The following is a 14,367-nucleotide window of genomic DNA, read 5'->3' on the forward strand; positions in this document are numbered from 1 at the left end:
CGTCGCGGGTGGGCAGCGTGGAGCGCAAGCGCGGGACGCGCGACGACGGGACGCTCGACGTCGTGCGGCAGGTCCTGCACCTGCTGGGGCCGCTCGACGCGCGGCAGGTCGCGGGGTTCCTCGACGCACCCGTGCAGGACGTCCGGGCGCGCTGGCCGCGCGACGCGGTGCCGGTCGACGTCGAGGGTTCCGCGCGCGACCTGCTCGAGGAGGACCTGCCGGGGCTGGCCACGGCGGCCCGCCCCGACGGCGACCGCGTCGTGCGGCTCCTCGGCCCCTACGACCTGTTCCTGCAGTCGCGCGACCGCGAGACCCTCGTGCCCGACGCGGCGCGCCGTCGCGACCTGTGGCCCGTGCTGGGGCGGCCGGGCGCCGTGATGGTCGACGGCGAGGTCGTCGGCACGTGGCGGCCCCGCGCGCGCGGCCGCCGTCTCGGCCTGGACCTCGACCCGTGGGTGCCGTGGGACCGGTCGACCGCACGCGCGGTGGAGCAGGAGCACGAGCGGCTCGCGGCGTTCCGGGGGCTCGAGCCCTCCTGACGGCCCCCGCCCGCGACACCACCTGACGGCGCCGCGCCCGTGCCCACGACCGGTCGACGTGACCGTCAGAGCGCGGTCGGCCTCCCCCGCTCGAGCACGACGAGGCGGTCACCGAGGCCCGCGCGGTCGGCGGCGTCGACGAGCGCGTCGAGCGGGTCGACGAAGTGCGCCCAGTCGGTGTGGTGCACGGGCACGACGCGCGCGTCCGGCAGCAGGCGCATCGCGGCGACAGCCCGGTCGTGGTCGAGCGTGACGGGCTCGTCGCCGAACCGCCCGACGTTCGCGCCGCCGACGAACAGCACCGCGAGCCCGACGTCCGGGAACCTCTGCGCGACCTGCGCGACGACGTCGACGGACGCGTTGTCGCCCGACACGTACACGGTCGGCAGGCCGGCGGCCCGCAGCACGAACCCGGTGACGTGGCCGCTCAGCGGCTCGCACCCGGGCGGTCCGTGCAGCGCGGGCACGGCCGTGACGACGACACCGCCGCGCGGCCCGTCGAGGTGCGCCTCCTGCCACGGCTCGAGCCCGCGGACGCCGTCGACCCGTGCGGCGGCGTCGGGCGTGGACAGGACGACGGGGACGTCGGCGAGCAGCGCGCGACCTCGCTCGTCGAGGTTGTCGGCGTGCTGGTCGTGGGACAGCAGCACGGCGTCGAGCGGGCCGATCCGCTCGACGGGCACGGCGGGGCCGACGAGCTTGCGCAGCGTGACGCCGCCCGCATACTGCGCGGGTGCGTCGTCGAACGTCGGGTCGGTGAGGAACGCGAGGCCCGCGTAGGCGAGCCGGAGCGTCGGCCCGCCTACGAACGTCGCCTCGAGGGCCGCGCCGCCCGGTCGGGCGGGCATGCCGCCTGCGGCGTCCGCCGTCGGGGTGCCGGGAGGCGTCGTGGAGGTCATGCCTCCAGCGTCCGACCACCGTGCGCGCGACGCCAGTGACCCGCAGGACGACGATCGCTACGATCGGGCCATGCGCACCGTCGCCGTCATCGCCTTCGACGGCATCAGCCCGTTCCACCTGGCCGTCCCGTCGGCGGTGTTCGGCGCGCGACCGCTGCGCGGCGAGGCCTACGACGTGCGCGTATGCGCCGGCTCGCCCGGGCCGCTGCGGACCGAGGCCGGCTACACGGTCACCGTCGAGCACGGCCTCGACCTGCTCACGACCGCCGACCTCGTCGTCGTGCCGAGCTGGGACGTGACGCGGGAGCCTCCCGACGACCTGCGCGCCGCGCTGGTCGCCGCGCACGCGCGGGGTGCGCGGCTCGTCGGGCTCTGCCTCGGCACGTTCGTCCTCGCCGCGACCGGCCTGCTCGACGGCCGCGAGGCCGCGACCCACTGGCACGCGGCGCCCGACCTCGCCCGGCGCCACCCCGACGTCCGGGTGCGCGACGACGTGCTGTGGTGCGACCTCGGCGACGTCGTCACGTCCGCGGGCGTCGCCGCGGCGCTCGACTGCTGCCTGCACGTCGTCCGGAGCGACCTGGGCGCGCAGGTCGCCGCCGACGTCGCGCGCTCGCTCGTGCTCGCCCCGCACCGGGACGGCTCGCAGGCGCAGTTCGTCCCGACGCCCGTCGCGCCGGCCGGCGGGGCGGACGCGGTCGGTCGCGCCATGGCGTGGGCCGTGCAGCGCCTCGACGCGCCCGTGGACCTCGACGCCTGGGCCGCGCACGCGCACGTGTCCCGGCGCACGTTCACGCGGCAGTTCCGGGCACGCACGGGCACCAGCCCCACCGCGTGGCTGCTCGACCAGCGCCTCGACCGCGCGCGGGTGCTGCTCGAGCAGGGCGACGAGCCCGTGGAGGTCGTGGCCCGGCGCGCGGGGTTCGGCACCGCGGCGTCGCTGCGTGCCCACTTCTCCCGGCGGTTCCGCACGAGCCCGCGGCAGCACCGGGCGACCTTCCGCGCGCCGTGAGAAACCCGGCGACCGGTGTCGGTGGTCGGTCGTACGTTGTCGCCATGACCTGCGCGTACCGCCGGACGGTCCGACCGTGAGCCGGCGCGGGTGGCTCCTGCTCGTCGTCATGGGCGTGGTCTGGGGCGTCCCCTACCTGCTCATCAAGGTCGCGGTCGGCGAGGTGACGCCCGCGATGGTCGTCTTCGTGCGCACCGGCCTCGGCGCCCTGCTCCTGCTGCCGTTCGCGTTCCGCAGCGGCGGGCTGCGGGTGCTGCGCGGGCACTGGCGCGCCGTCGTGGCGTTCGCGGTGCTCGAGATCGTCGGCCCGTGGATCCTGCTGTCCAACGCCGAGCGGACGCTGTCGAGCTCGATGACCGGCCTGCTCGTCGCCACCGTGCCGATCCTCGCGGTCGTCGTCGCGCGCGTCGTCGCCAAGGAGCACGTGACGCTCGTGCGCTGGGTCGGCCTGCTCGTGGCGCTCGGCGGCGTCGCGCTCCTGCTCGGCCCCGGTTCCGGCGCCGACGACCCGTGGGCCGTCGCGCAGGTCCTCGCCGCCGCCCTCGGGTACGCGACCGCCCCGATGATCGCGGACCGCGCCCTGCGCGACGTGCCGCCGATCCCCCTGACGACCGCCTGCCTCGCGATCACGGCGATCGCCTACGCCCCGGTCGTCGCCCTCACCGGCCCGCACCCGTGGCCGAGCACGCCCGCGGTCCTGTCGCTCGCCGCGCTCGGCGCGGTGTGCACGGCCCTGGCGTTCGTGCTGTTCTTCCGGCTCATCGCCGAGGTCGGCGGGGCACGGTCGACCCTGGTCGCGTACCTCAACCCGGTCGTCGCGGTCGCCCTCGGCGCCCTGGTGCTCGACGAGCCGCTGACGCTGACCGTCGTCCTCGCGACCGCGCTCATCCTCGTCGGCTCCGCCGCCGCGTCGCGCCGGACGTCCGGCCGCCCGCCCGCCCGAGAGGTCCCGGAGGCCCTCCCGGCGGGCGAGGCGAACGTCGCCGTCGGGGCTGCTACGCCTCCACGACCACCGGGATGATCATCGGCCGGCGCCGCAGCCGGTTCGACACCCAGCGCCCGACGACCCGGCGCATCACCTGCTGCAGCTGGTGCGTGTCGGTCGCGCCCTGCGCCGCGGACTCCTCGAGCGCCCGCGTGAGCTCCGGGAGGATGTCCTCGAAGATCTCGTCCTGCTCGGCGAAGCCGCGCGCGTGGATCTGCGGGCCCGCCAGCACCTTGCCGTCGGCCGAGCTGACCACGGCGAAGATCGAGATGAAGCCCTCGTCGCCGAGGATCCGGCGGTCCTTGAGCTCGGCCTCGGTGATGCCCCCGACGCTCGACCCGTCGACGTAGACGTACCCGCACGGGACCGCACCGACGACCGACGCCCTGCCGTCGACGAGGTCGACGACGACGCCGTCCTCCGCGAGCACGACCCGGTCGGCCGGCACACCCGTCTGCACCGCGAGCGCGGCGTTGGCCACCAGGTGCCGCACCTCGCCGTGCACGGGCATGACGTTGCGCGGCTTGAGGATGTTGTAGCAGTACAGGAGCTCGCCGGCGCTGGCGTGGCCCGAGACGTGCACCTTCGCGTTGCCCGAGTGCACGACGCGCGCACCGAGCCGGGTCAGGCCGTTGATGACCCGGAACACCGCGTTCTCGTTGCCCGGGATCAGCGACGACGCGAGGATCACCGTGTCCCCGGGGCCGACCGACACCTTGTGGTCGTTGTTCGCGATGCGCGACAGGGCCGCCATCGGCTCGCCCTGCGACCCGGTGCACATGAGGACGACCTCGTCGTCGGGCAGCTGGTCGACGCCCTTGAGGTCGATGAGCACGCCCTCGGGCACGTTGAGGTACCCGAGGTCGGACGCGATCGCCATGTTGCGCACCATCGACCGGCCGACGAGCGCGACGCGCCGCCCGTGCGCGGCCGCGGCGTCGAGCACCTGCTGCACGCGGTGCACGTGCGACGCGAACGACGCGACGATGATCCGCTTGGCCGAGTCCGCGAACACCGAGTCGAGCACCGGGCCGATGCCCCGCTCCTGCGCGACGAACCCGGGCACCTCGGCGTTGGTCGAGTCGACCATGAACAGGTCGACTCCCTGCTCGCCGAGGCGTGCGAACGCTCGCAGGTCGGTGATGCGCCCGTCGAGGGGCAGCTGGTCCATCTTGAAGTCACCGGTGTGCAGGACCGTCCCGGCACCCGTGCGCACGGCGACCGCGAGCGCGTCGGGGATCGAGTGGTTGACCGCGACGAACTCGCACTCGAATGCGCCGAGCTGCTCGGTCTGGCCCTCGCGCACCGCGAGCGTGACGGGCTGGATGCGGTGCTCCTTGAGCTTCGCCTCGACGAACGCGAGCGTGAGCTGCGAGCCGACCAGCGGGATGTCGCGGCGCAGCCGCAGCAGGTAGGGCACGGCGCCGATGTGGTCCTCGTGCCCGTGCGTGAGGACGATCGCCTCGATGTCGTCGAGCCGGTCCCGGATGTAGTCGAAGTCCGGGAGGATCAGGTCGACGCCGGGCTGGTGGTCCTCGGGGAACAGGACGCCGCAGTCGATGACGAGCAGCCGGCCGGCGTACTCGAGGACTGCCATGTTGCGTCCGACCTCGCCGAGCCCACCGAGCGCGACGACGCGCAGGGCACCGTCGGGAAGGGTCGGGGGAAGGCCGAGCTCGGGGTGGGGGTGGCTCATGGATCTCCTGGGTTCAGGGGCAGGCTCAGCGGAACGCGACGTCGAGGAGGCCGGCGGCGCGCAGGCCGTCCCGGATCTCGTCGACCTCGTCGTCGGTCGCGGGCACGAGCGGGAGGCGCGTGGACCGCGTGGGGATGAGACCGAGGACCTCGCAGGCGGCCTTCGACGCGACGGCCTGGAAACCGGCGCCGTTGAGGGCGTCGATCGCGGGCACGACGGTGCGGAAGACGCGCAGCGCCTCGGTGTGGTCGCCGGCGTCCCAGGCGCGGACGACGGCGGCGAGCTGGGCGGCCGCGACGTGACCGGTGACGCTCACGATGCCGGCGCCGCCGTGGGCGAGCAGCGTGAGCAGGGCGCCGTCGTCGCCCGAGTACCAGGCCAGACCGGTGCGCTCGATGCTCTTGGCGGCGGCGAAGTGGTCGCCGCTCGCGTCCTTCATCGCGACGACGCGGTCGTGCGCGGCGAGGTCCTCGACGGTCTGCGGCGCGAACCGGACGCCCGTGCGGCCGGGGACGTCGTACAGCATCACGGGCAGGTCGGTCGCGTCGGCGATCGCCGTGACGTGCGCCGCGACGCCCGCCTGGGAGGGGCGCGAGTAGTACGGCGAGACGACGAGCAGCCCGTGCGCGCCGGCCTCGGCGGCCTGCTCGGCCATCCGGACGGCGTGCGCGGTGTCGTTCGACCCGGCGCCCGCGACGACCCACGCGTCGTCCCCGACGGCCTCGACGACCGCGGCGACGAGCTCGGCCTTCTCGGGGGCGTGCGTCGTCGACGCCTCGCCCGTCGTGCCGTTGAGCACGAGGCCGTCGTTGCCCTGCGCGACGAGCTGCTTGGCGAGCGCGACCGCCGCGGCGAGGTCGACGGCACCGTCGGGGGTCATCGGCGTCACCATCGCGGTGAGCACGGCCCCGAACGGACGGGCGGGCGTGGCGGCGCGGGTCATGCGCTCACGGTACCGCCCGAGGGGCCTCGCCCGACGACCCGTGTCAGGCGCGGACGTAGGTCCGGAACCGGTACCGGGTGGTCCCGTCGCGGGACACCTGCCACGCGCCGTCGTCGTCGTCCGGGTCCTGCTCGCGCCACCGTGCGGGGTCGAGCGCGGGCGCGAGGGTGTCCCCCGGGACGTCGAGGTCGACGAGCGTGACCTCGACGCGCTCGGCGAGCGGGAGCGCGAGCGCGTAGACCGCTCCCCCGCCGACGACCCACGCGTCGCCGTCGCCCACGAGCGCGAGCGCCTCCTCGAGCGAGCCGACGACCTCGGCGCCCGGCGCCGCGTACGCCGGGTCGCGCGACAGGACGACGTTGCGACGCCCCGGCAGCGGCCTGAACCGCTCGGGCAGCGACTCCCACGTCGCCCGCCCCATGAGCACCGGGTGGCCGGTCGTGAGGCGCCGGAACCGCGCCTGGTCCTCGGGCACGTGCCACGGCAGCGTGTTGCCGACGCCGATGACGCCCGCGGGCGTCTGCGCCCAGACGAGGTGCAGGGTCACACCGCCACCGGGGCCTTGATGGCGGGGTGGTGCTGGTACCCGACGACCTCGACGTCCTCGAACGTGTAGTCGAGGATCGAGTCCGCCTGGCGCAGCACGAGCGTCGGCGGCGCGAACGGCTCGCGCGTGAGCTGCTCGCGCACCTGCTCGACGTGGTTGTCGTAGATGTGGCAGTCGCCGCCGGTCCAGACGAAGTCGCCGACCTCGAGGCCCGCCTGCTGGGCGACCATGTGCGTGAGCAGCGCGTACGACGCGATGTTGAACGGCACGCCGAGGAACAGGTCGGCCGAGCGCTGGTAGAGCTGGCACGAGAGCCGGCCGTCGGCGACGTGGAACTGGAAGAACGCGTGGCACGGCGCGAGGGCCATCGACGGGATGTCGGCGACGTTCCACGCGGACACGATGTGCCGGCGCGAGTCGGGGTCGCGGCGCAGGTTCTCGACGAGCTGCGTGATCTGGTCGACGTGGCCGCCGTCGGGCGTCGGCCAGGACCGCCACTGCACGCCGTAGACCGGTCCGAGCTCGCCGTCGGCGTCGGCCCACTCGTCCCAGATCGTCACGCCGTGCTCGCGCAGCCACGCGACGTTCGACTCGCCGCGCAGGAACCACAGCAGCTCGTAGACGATCGAGCGCAGGTGCACGCGCTTGGTGGTGACGAGCGGGAAGCCGGCCGACAGGTCGAACCGCATCTGGTGGCCGAAGACGCTGCGCGTGCCCGTGCCGGTGCGGTCGGCCTTGGGGGTCCCGGTCGCGAGGACGAGCCGCAGCAGGTCCTCGTAGGGCGTGGGGACGACGGATCCGTCCGTGCGCGGGGTGGGCAGGACGGCACCGGCGTCGCTCATGGCCCGATGCTAGGTCGACTCAGGGCGCTGAGCACGGACGCCCGCACTCTGGAGCGCGCGTCGTCCGCAGGCCGGTCCGGGCGGTGTCGAGCACGGCAGGATGCGGACAAACCGACCAGCCGGTTCGGGGTGTGCGTCCGGCCCGTTCGCGTGAGACTGGGCGGATGTCGACGTCGACCCCGCACCTGCCCCCCACCGTCGCCGCGCACGTGCCGACGGGCGTCCTCGTCGGCGGGGCCTGGCGCCCCGCGCACGGCGGCCGCACGTTCGAGGTCGCCGACCCCGCCACCACCGAGGTCCTCTTCGACGTGGCCGACGGCGACGAGCAGGACGCGCTCGACGCGCTGACGGCGGCCGACGACGCGTTCCCCGCGTGGCGGGCCACCAGCCCGCGGCAGCGGTCCGACGTGCTGCGCGCGGTCTTCGACACGATCACGCACCGGACCGAGGACATCGCGGCCCTCGTCACGGCCGAGGGCGGCAAGCCGCTCGCCGAGTCCCGCGCCGAGGTCGCCTACGCCGCCGAGTACGTCCGCTGGTACTCGGAGCAGGCCGTGCGCGTCGACGGGCTCGCGCGGCGCGCCCCCGCCGGGACGCACCACCAGCTCGTGCTCCGGCGGCCGGTCGGCCCCGCGCTCCTCATCGCGCCGTGGAACTTCCCGATCGCCATGATCGCCCGCAAGGTCGCGCCGGCGCTGGCCGCCGGGTGCACGGCGGTCGTCAAGCCCGCGCAGCTCACGCCCCTGACCACGGCGTTCGTCGCCGAGATCGTCCGCGAGGAGCTCGCCGGCCGCGACCTGCCCACGGGGATCCTCAACGTCGTCCCGACGTCGTCCGCGCGCTCCGTCTCCGGCCCGCTGCTCGCCGACCCGCGCCTGCGCAAGCTCTCGTTCACCGGCTCGACCGAGGTCGGCTCGACGCTCCTCAAGGCCGCCGCCGACCACGTGCTGCGGACGTCGATGGAGCTCGGCGGCAACGCGCCCTTCCTCGTCTTCGACGACGCCGACCTCGACGCCGCGGTGCAGGGCGCCGTCCAGGCGAAGATGCGCAACGCCGGCCAGACGTGCGTCGCCGCCAACCGGTTCCTCGTGCAGGAGGGCGTCGCCGAGGAGTTCACGGCGCGTCTCGCGCGCGCGTTCGACGAGCTGGTCGTCGGCCACGGGGCCGAGCCCGGGACGACGGTCGGCCCGCTGATCGAACGGGCGGCCGTCGAGCGTGTCGAGCAGGTCGTCGCCGAGGCCGTCGACGACGGCGCGCGGGTCCGGACAGGCGGCTCGCGCCCGCAGCGGCCCGGCTACTTCTACGCCCCGACCGTCGTCGACCGCGTCGCCCCGGAGACCCGGCTGGTGCGCGAGGAGATCTTCGGACCCGTCGCCCCGGTCGTGACGTTCGGTTCCGAGGAGGAGGGCGTCACGCTGGCCAACGCGACCCCGTTCGGCCTGGTCGCGTACGCGTACACGCGCGACGTCGGCCGGGTCATGCGCCTCGCGGAGTCCGTCGAGGCGGGGATGCTCGGCGTCAACCGCGGCATGGTCTCCGACGCGAGCGCCCCGTTCGGCGGCGTGAAGTCCTCGGGCCTCGGGCGCGAGGGCGGCGAGGCGGGGATCGAGGAGTACCTGGAGCCGGTGTACGTCGCGCTCTGAGGCGGGCACCCGCACGGGGGCGTCGGCCCCGTGTGCGACAGTGGCTCGCGTGGCACGGGACGACGACCAGACGGTGCGGGCCGCCGTCCGGCAGGCGGTGTCCGTCTCCGTGGCGACGGGGCTGTACGGCATCTCGTTCGGCGCGCTGTCCGTCGCCGCGGGCCTGAGCCTCCCCCAGACGATGGCCCTCAGCCTCCTCATGTTCTCCGGCGGGTCCCAGTTCGCGTTCATCGGCGTCGTCGGTGCAGGCGGTGCCGCGGGTGCCGCGATCGCCACCGCAGGGCTGCTCGGCGTCCGCAACGGCCTGTACGGGCCGCAGGTCACGCCGCTCCTGGGCGCGCACGGCTGGCGGCGGCTCGCCGCGGCGCACCTGACGATCGACGAGTCGACCGCCGTCGGCACCGCGCAGCGCACGACCGCCGCGGCGCGGGCCGGCTTCTGGTGGACCGGCGTCGGCGTCTTCGTCCTCTGGAACGCGTTCACGCTGCTCGGGGCGCTGCTCGGCGACGCCCTCGGCGACCCCCGCCGCTACGGTCTCGACGCCGCCGCGGCCGCCGCGTTCCTCGCCCTCGTCTGGCCGCGCCTGCTGGGCCCGGCCGCGACGCTCGCCCGCGGGGTCGCCGCGGGCGCCGTCGTCGTCGCGCTCGCCGCGACCCCGTTCCTTCCCGCGGGCGTGCCGGTGCTGCTCGCCGCCGTCGTCGCGGTCCTCGTCGGCATCGTCGCCGCGCCGCCGCCCGAGCCCGTCGCGAGCGCCGCCGATCCGCGAGGAGCGTCCACGTGAGCGACACCGTGCTGTGGGTCGCGATCGTCGTGGCCGGACTCGTCTGCCTCGGCCTCAAGGTGCTCGGCCACCTGGTGCCCGAGCACTGGCTCGCGCAGCCCCGCGTCGCCCGGACCGCCGCGCTCGTCACGGTCGCGTTGCTGTCCGCACTCGTCGCCGTGCAGGCCGCGACCTCGGGCCGGGCGCTCGTCGCGGACGCCCGGCTCCCCGCGCTCGCCGTCGCCGCCGTCGCGCTCGCCCTGCGGGCGCCGTTCGTCGTGGTCGTCGTCCTCGCGGCGGTCACCGCCGCCGTGCTGCGGGCGCTGGGCATGCCGTGACGTCCGCCGCACACCGCGCGACGCCCCGCCGCCGCGGCGCAGGCGTAGGCGAGCGCGCTGGGCGGGTGGCGGCACCTTGGTAGCCTCGCCCGACCCGTCCGGTCGCCGTGGCCCCGTGCCCGACGCCGACGCCGCCCGAACGCCCCGCACGTCCCGGAGGACCCCGTGACCGCACCCACCGCCGACGTGTCGGTCCGCCCGGCGGTGGCCGGCGACGAGGCCCGCATCGCGCGGATCCAGCTCGCCGCGTGGCGGCACGCGCACCTCGACGCACTCGGGGCCGACGCCCTCGCGCTCGTCGACGAGGGCACCGTCCGCGCGCAGTGGGCGGCCGCCGTGACCTCGCCTCCCGCGGGCGGGTACCACGTGCTCGTCGCGTGCGACGGCCCCGCCGTCGTCGGCTTCGCGTCGGTCGCCCCCGTGCCGCCGCCCGCCGACGACCCGACCGCCGCACCCGGGGGCGTCGTCCTGGCGCTCGAGGTCGAGCCGGTGCGGCAGCGGCAGGGGCACGGGTCGCGCCTGCTGGCCGCCGCCGTCGACCTGCTGCGCGCCGACGGCGCCGACCAGCTGCTCACCTGGGTGCTCGACGGCGACCCGGCGCGCGAGGAGTTCCTGACCTCGTGCGGGCTCGGGCCCGACGGCGCGTCGCGCGCGCTCGCATCCGGCCACGACGACGCCGGCCAGGAGCGCGAGGTCGTCGAGCGTCGCTGGTCCGCGTCCATCTGACCGCTCGACCACCGCACTGACCGCTCGACCACCGCACCGGACAGGCGCCGCGCCGGTCAGGCGCCGCGGTGCAGCCTGCTCGCCGTCCGCAACGACTCGCGCGCACGCCGCCGGTCGCCCGCGGCGTCGTAGGCGAACGCCAGGTGGTACCAGGACCGCCAGTCGTCGGGACGCTCCTCGGTCACCGCGCGCGCCTCGTCGAAGACGGCACGCGCCGCGTCCCGGTCGATGCGGCCACCCGGTGACCGCGGCAGCGTGTCGAGGGGCAGCTCGTCGGCGGCGGCGAGCTCGTCGGCCATCCGCTGGACGTCGATCGCGAGCCGCCACTCCCGTGCGACGAGCCACAGCACCACGAGCGGCAGCACCCAGAACGCGACGCCGAGCGCCACGCCGACGGGCTCGCCGCTCGTCACCAGGGCGGTCGCGCGCAGCGCGACGAGCCACACGTAGAGGCCGAGCAGACCGGTGAGGGCGACGGCCGCCGCGACCCCGGTGCGTCGCGCGCGCGACGAGTCCCGTGCCATCGCGTCAGAGGTCGAGCAGGTGCTCGAGCCCGACGGTGAGCCCGGGGTGCCGTCCGACCTCCCGCACGCCGAGCAGCACGCCCGGCATGAAGCTCACGCGGTCGAACGAGTCGTGCCGGATCGTCAGCTGCTCGCCGGGGTTGCCGAGCAGGATCTCCTCGTGCGCGACGAGGCCGCGCAGGCGCACGGCGTGCACGCGCACGCCGTCGACGTCGGCGCCGCGCGCGCCGTCGAGGCTCTGCGTCGTCGCGTCGGGCATGGGACCGAGCCCGGCGGCGGCCCGGGCGGCCGCGACCGCCGCGGCTGTGTGGCGCGCGGTCCCGGACGGGGCGTCGACCTTGTCGGGGTGGTGCAGCTCGACGACCTCCGCGGACTCGAACCAGCGTGCGGCCCGCGCCGCGAACGCCATGGCGAGGACGGCACCGAGCGCGAAGTTCGGGGCGACGAGCACGCCGACGCCGGGACGGTCGGCGAGGTGGTCGCGGACGCGGTCCAGGGCCGCCTCGTCCCAGCCGGTGGTGCCGACGACGACGTGCACGCCGGCGTCGACGAGCGCGTGCACGTTGCCCTCGGTCACCGCGGGGACGGTGAAGTCGACCGCCACCTGCGCGCCCGCGGCGGCGACGGCCGTGAGGTCCCCGCCGGCGTCGAGCGCCGCCACGAGCTCCAGGTCGGGCGCACCCTCGACCGCCCGCACCACCGTCGCACCCATGCGTCCGGCCGCGCCGAGGACGGCCACCCTGATCGGTTCGCTCACGGGGTGCAACCCTAGCCGCCGACCGCGGTCCCCAGCGCCTCGGCGACGCCCAGCTCGATGCGCCGCAGCTCCAGCGGCGTCGACCCGGTGAACCGCTCGACCTCGCGCGGCGGGTAGCCGGCCTGCACGTACCACCGGATCGCGCCGAGGACGTCCTCGGGCCGCACGGGTCCGGGCCCGACGGCGTCGCGCACGAACGCCGAGAACCGCACGGCCGCGAGGAACGCGTCGGGCGCGAGGCCGAGCCGCTGCACGCACCAGCGGTGCAGGGTCCCGACCGGCAGCTCGCTGCCGCGTGCGAGGTCCGCCGCGGTGACGAGCCCTCGCGTCTCGAGGGCCTCGCGGACGACGCGGTCGAGCTGCACCAGCTCGCCGTCGTCGGTCGCGTCACCGCGGACCGCCGCGAGCGCGCCGCCGAGCAGCGCGGCCGCGCGCGCGTCGTCGCCCGCGTCGAGCGCGGCCTGGCAGGCGGCGACGTCCGCCGTCCGCAGCACGCGGTCGAGCGGGACGACCTCGTCGGAGGTCACGGTGAGGCGCAGCCGCGCGGGCGCGAGGGGGTCGAGCTGTGCGCCGAGCCGTACGACCGGTCCGGCCTGCTCACGCACGACCGCCCGGCTCGCCGGACCCCGCACGCCCGGCACGTCGACCGATCGCTGCCGCGTGAGCGGGTCGACGCGCACGCCCCGCTCCCCCTGAGCGACGAGCACGAGGCCGTGGCCGTCGGGCAGCAGCACCTCGCGCGTGGACGTGCCCGGCGGCTGCCGCACGACCCACAGGTGCTCGACGACGTCGCGCGCCCCGTCGGGCGGGGCGAACCTCCGGTACTCGACGCTCATGCCTCATCATCCCGCGACGAGGCGGCTGCGTCAGTCGCCGAAAGGCCCGACCCGCACGACGGACCGCGGACGCGACGCGAGCTCGGCGGCGAGGTCCTGGACGTCGGCGGCCGTGACCGCGCGGATGCGCTCCAGCGACTCGTCGATGCTCAGCAGCTCGCCGTGCACCAGCTCCGCCTTGCCGAGACGGCTCATGCGCGAGCCGGTGTCCTCCATGCCGAGGACCAGGCCGCCCGCGAGCTGCCCGAGCGAGCGCTCGAGCTCCGCCGCGGTGATCCCGCTGTCGGCGAGGCGCTCCCACTCGGCGACCATGAGCTCGACGACCTCGTCGACCTTGCCCGGCGCGCAGCCGGCGTAGAGGCCGAAGACCCCCGTGTCGGCGTGCCCGGACGCGAACGAGTACGTCGAGTACGCGAGCCCGCGCTTCTCGCGGATCTCCTGGAAGAGGCGGGACGACATGCCGCCGCCGAGGACCGCGCTGAGGACGGACAGCGTGAACCGCCGCGGGTCGGTCGCCGTGAGCGACGTGCCGCCGACGATCACGTTGGCCTGCTCGGTGTGCCGGTGCACGGTGAGCTCCACGCCCTGCGCGGGCAGGCCCGCGGTGCCGGCCGGCAGCACGGCGTCGGTGAGCGGACGACGGCTCGACGGCTCGCCCTGGCCGTCGAGGGCCCAGCCGCCCGTCGTGAGCGCGTCGGCGACCTGCGCGCACAGGACGTCGTGGTCCACGCCGCCGGCGGCCGTGACGACGAGCGTCGCGGGCGTGTAGTGCCAGCGGTAGTGCTCCCAGACGGCGTCGCGGGGCACGGCGCGGATCGTGTCGGGCGTCCCGCCGATCGGACGGCCCAACGGGTGCTCGCCGAGGACGGCCGCGGCGAACTGCTCGTGCACGACGTCGCTCGGGTCGTCGTCGTTCATCGCGAGCTCTTCGAGGATCACGCCGCGCTCGGTCTCGAGCTCGTCGGCGTCGAGCCGCGCCGAGGTGACCATGTCGCTGATGACGTCGACCGCCATGGGCAGGTCGGTGTCGAGCACCCGCGCGTAGTAGCAGGTGTGCTCCTTGCCGGTCGCGGCGTTGGCCTCGCCACCGACGGCGTCGAACGCCTCCGCGATGTCCATCGCGGAGCGGCGCGCGGTGCCCTTGAACAGCAGGTGCTCGAGGAAGTGCGTCGAGCCGAAGTGGCCCGACGACTCGTCCCGCGAGCCGACGCCGACCCACGCCCCGACGGTGGCGGAGCGCAGGCCGGGCATCTGCTCGGTCAGGACCCGGACCCCGCCGGGCAGGACGGAACGACGCACGAGGGCGTCGCCGTCCTGCCC

16 protein-coding genes are annotated in these 14,367 nt (G+C 75.6%); 7 read left to right on the top strand and 9 right to left on the bottom strand.

What is annotated here, in order from left to right; translation table 11 throughout:
• Positions 1–539: DNA glycosylase AlkZ-like family protein (locus tag CBZ_RS11440; protein ID WP_165446746.1), on the top strand; the 539-nt coding region annotated here is incomplete at its 5' end.
• A gap of 65 nt (positions 540–604) precedes the next feature.
• Here the strand turns inward: CBZ_RS11440 and CBZ_RS11445 are convergent.
• A complete protein-coding gene (locus tag CBZ_RS11445; protein ID WP_174768665.1) occupies positions 605–1,438 on the bottom strand; it encodes an MBL fold metallo-hydrolase in 834 nt (277 codons plus the stop codon).
• Between the two features lie 70 nt (positions 1,439–1,508).
• Here CBZ_RS11445 and CBZ_RS11450 point away from each other — a divergent pair, with 70 nt between their 5' ends.
• Both CBZ_RS11450 and CBZ_RS11455 read left to right on the top strand, forming a co-directional pair.
• Positions 1,509–2,450, top strand: coding sequence for a GlxA family transcriptional regulator (locus tag CBZ_RS11450; RefSeq protein WP_130781672.1), 942 nt, complete (start codon positions 1,509–1,511; stop codon positions 2,448–2,450).
• A 76-nt stretch (positions 2,451–2,526) separates the two neighbouring features.
• On the top strand, positions 2,527–3,471 hold the full coding sequence (locus CBZ_RS11455; RefSeq protein WP_130781673.1) for a DMT family transporter: 945 nt from the start codon (positions 2,527–2,529) through the stop codon (positions 3,469–3,471).
• On the opposite strand, the gene CBZ_RS11460 is transcribed toward CBZ_RS11455, so the two are convergent.
• From CBZ_RS11460 to CBZ_RS11475, 4 genes are read right to left on the bottom strand one after another with little or no spacing between them, the layout of a single operon-like run.
• Entirely contained in the window at positions 3,446–5,131 is a 1,686-nt protein-coding gene (locus CBZ_RS11460) for a ribonuclease J (RefSeq protein ID WP_130781674.1), read from the bottom strand. The genes CBZ_RS11455 and CBZ_RS11460 overlap by 26 nt on opposite strands.
• 25 nt (positions 5,132–5,156) lie before the next feature.
• Positions 5,157–6,074: a 4-hydroxy-tetrahydrodipicolinate synthase gene (gene dapA, locus CBZ_RS11465; protein ID WP_130781675.1), complete on the bottom strand. Its 918-nt coding sequence runs from the start codon at positions 6,072–6,074 to the stop codon at positions 5,157–5,159.
• A gap of 43 nt (positions 6,075–6,117) precedes the next feature.
• The gene (locus tag CBZ_RS11470; RefSeq protein WP_130781676.1) at positions 6,118–6,621 is read right to left on the bottom strand and encodes a dihydrofolate reductase; all 504 of its coding nucleotides are present in this window, start codon (positions 6,619–6,621) and stop codon (positions 6,118–6,120) included.
• Positions 6,618–7,463 (bottom strand): thymidylate synthase, encoded by an 846-nt coding sequence (locus CBZ_RS11475; RefSeq protein WP_130781677.1) that lies wholly within the window; start codon positions 7,461–7,463, stop codon positions 6,618–6,620. The genes CBZ_RS11470 and CBZ_RS11475 overlap by 4 nt, the downstream gene beginning before the upstream one ends.
• 164 nt (positions 7,464–7,627) lie before the next feature.
• On the opposite strand from CBZ_RS11475, the gene CBZ_RS11480 reads away from it, so the two are divergent.
• The 4 genes from CBZ_RS11480 to CBZ_RS11495 all read left to right on the top strand — a co-directional run bounded on the left by CBZ_RS11480 (position 7,628) and on the right by CBZ_RS11495 (position 10,930).
• The gene (locus CBZ_RS11480) at positions 7,628–9,106 is read left to right on the top strand and encodes an NAD-dependent succinate-semialdehyde dehydrogenase (RefSeq protein WP_130781678.1); all 1,479 of its coding nucleotides are present in this window, start codon (positions 7,628–7,630) and stop codon (positions 9,104–9,106) included.
• A 49-nt stretch (positions 9,107–9,155) separates the two neighbouring features.
• Positions 9,156–9,887 (top strand): AzlC family ABC transporter permease, encoded by a 732-nt coding sequence (locus CBZ_RS11485; RefSeq protein ID WP_130781679.1) that lies wholly within the window; start codon positions 9,156–9,158, stop codon positions 9,885–9,887.
• On the top strand, positions 9,884–10,204 hold the full coding sequence (locus CBZ_RS11490) for an AzlD domain-containing protein (RefSeq protein WP_130781680.1): 321 nt from the start codon (positions 9,884–9,886) through the stop codon (positions 10,202–10,204). Before CBZ_RS11485 ends, CBZ_RS11490 begins: the two co-directional genes overlap by 4 nt.
• 165 nt (positions 10,205–10,369) lie before the next feature.
• A complete protein-coding gene (locus CBZ_RS11495) occupies positions 10,370–10,930 on the top strand; it encodes a GNAT family N-acetyltransferase (protein ID WP_130781681.1) in 561 nt (186 codons plus the stop codon).
• A gap of 56 nt (positions 10,931–10,986) precedes the next feature.
• Here CBZ_RS11495 and CBZ_RS11500 read toward each other — a convergent pair whose 3' ends face one another.
• The 4 genes from CBZ_RS11500 to CBZ_RS11515 form a co-directional block, all read right to left on the bottom strand.
• Positions 10,987–11,454, bottom strand: a complete 468-nt coding sequence (locus CBZ_RS11500; RefSeq protein ID WP_130781682.1) for a hypothetical protein — start codon at positions 11,452–11,454, stop codon at positions 10,987–10,989.
• Positions 11,455–11,458: 4 nt separating this feature from the next.
• Positions 11,459–12,211: a 4-hydroxy-tetrahydrodipicolinate reductase gene (gene dapB, locus CBZ_RS11505; RefSeq protein ID WP_130781683.1), complete on the bottom strand. Its 753-nt coding sequence runs from the start codon at positions 12,209–12,211 to the stop codon at positions 11,459–11,461.
• Between the two features lie 11 nt (positions 12,212–12,222).
• Positions 12,223–13,047 (bottom strand): hypothetical protein, encoded by an 825-nt coding sequence (locus tag CBZ_RS11510; protein ID WP_130781684.1) that lies wholly within the window; start codon positions 13,045–13,047, stop codon positions 12,223–12,225.
• A gap of 30 nt (positions 13,048–13,077) precedes the next feature.
• Positions 13,078–14,367: M16 family metallopeptidase (locus CBZ_RS11515; protein ID WP_130781685.1), on the bottom strand; the 1,290-nt coding region annotated here is incomplete at its 5' end.

The sequence above is a fragment of the Cellulomonas biazotea genome (genome assembly GCF_004306155.1).
Lineage (GTDB): Bacteria > Actinomycetota > Actinomycetes > Actinomycetales > Cellulomonadaceae > Cellulomonas > Cellulomonas biazotea.

What these genes read in the sequence shown, in the direction of transcription:
- CBZ_RS11445 (WP_174768665.1), bottom strand. Translation starts at nt 1,438, where the DNA reads ATGACCTCCACGACGCCTCCCGGCACCCCGACGGCGGACGCCGCAGGC.
- CBZ_RS11500 (WP_130781682.1), bottom strand. Translation starts at nt 11,454, where the DNA reads ATGGCACGGGACTCGTCGCGCGCGCGACGCACCGGGGTCGCGGCGGCC.
- CBZ_RS11460 (WP_130781674.1), bottom strand. Translation starts at nt 5,131, where the DNA reads ATGAGCCACCCCCACCCCGAGCTCGGCCTTCCCCCGACCCTTCCCGAC.
- dapA (WP_130781675.1), bottom strand. Translation starts at nt 6,074, where the DNA reads ATGACCCGCGCCGCCACGCCCGCCCGTCCGTTCGGGGCCGTGCTCACC.
- CBZ_RS11450 (WP_130781672.1), top strand. Translation starts at nt 1,509, where the DNA reads ATGCGCACCGTCGCCGTCATCGCCTTCGACGGCATCAGCCCGTTCCAC.
- CBZ_RS11480 (WP_130781678.1), top strand. Translation starts at nt 7,628, where the DNA reads ATGTCGACGTCGACCCCGCACCTGCCCCCCACCGTCGCCGCGCACGTG.
- CBZ_RS11475 (WP_130781677.1), bottom strand. Translation starts at nt 7,463, where the DNA reads ATGAGCGACGCCGGTGCCGTCCTGCCCACCCCGCGCACGGACGGATCC.
- CBZ_RS11510 (WP_130781684.1), bottom strand. Translation starts at nt 13,047, where the DNA reads ATGAGCGTCGAGTACCGGAGGTTCGCCCCGCCCGACGGGGCGCGCGAC.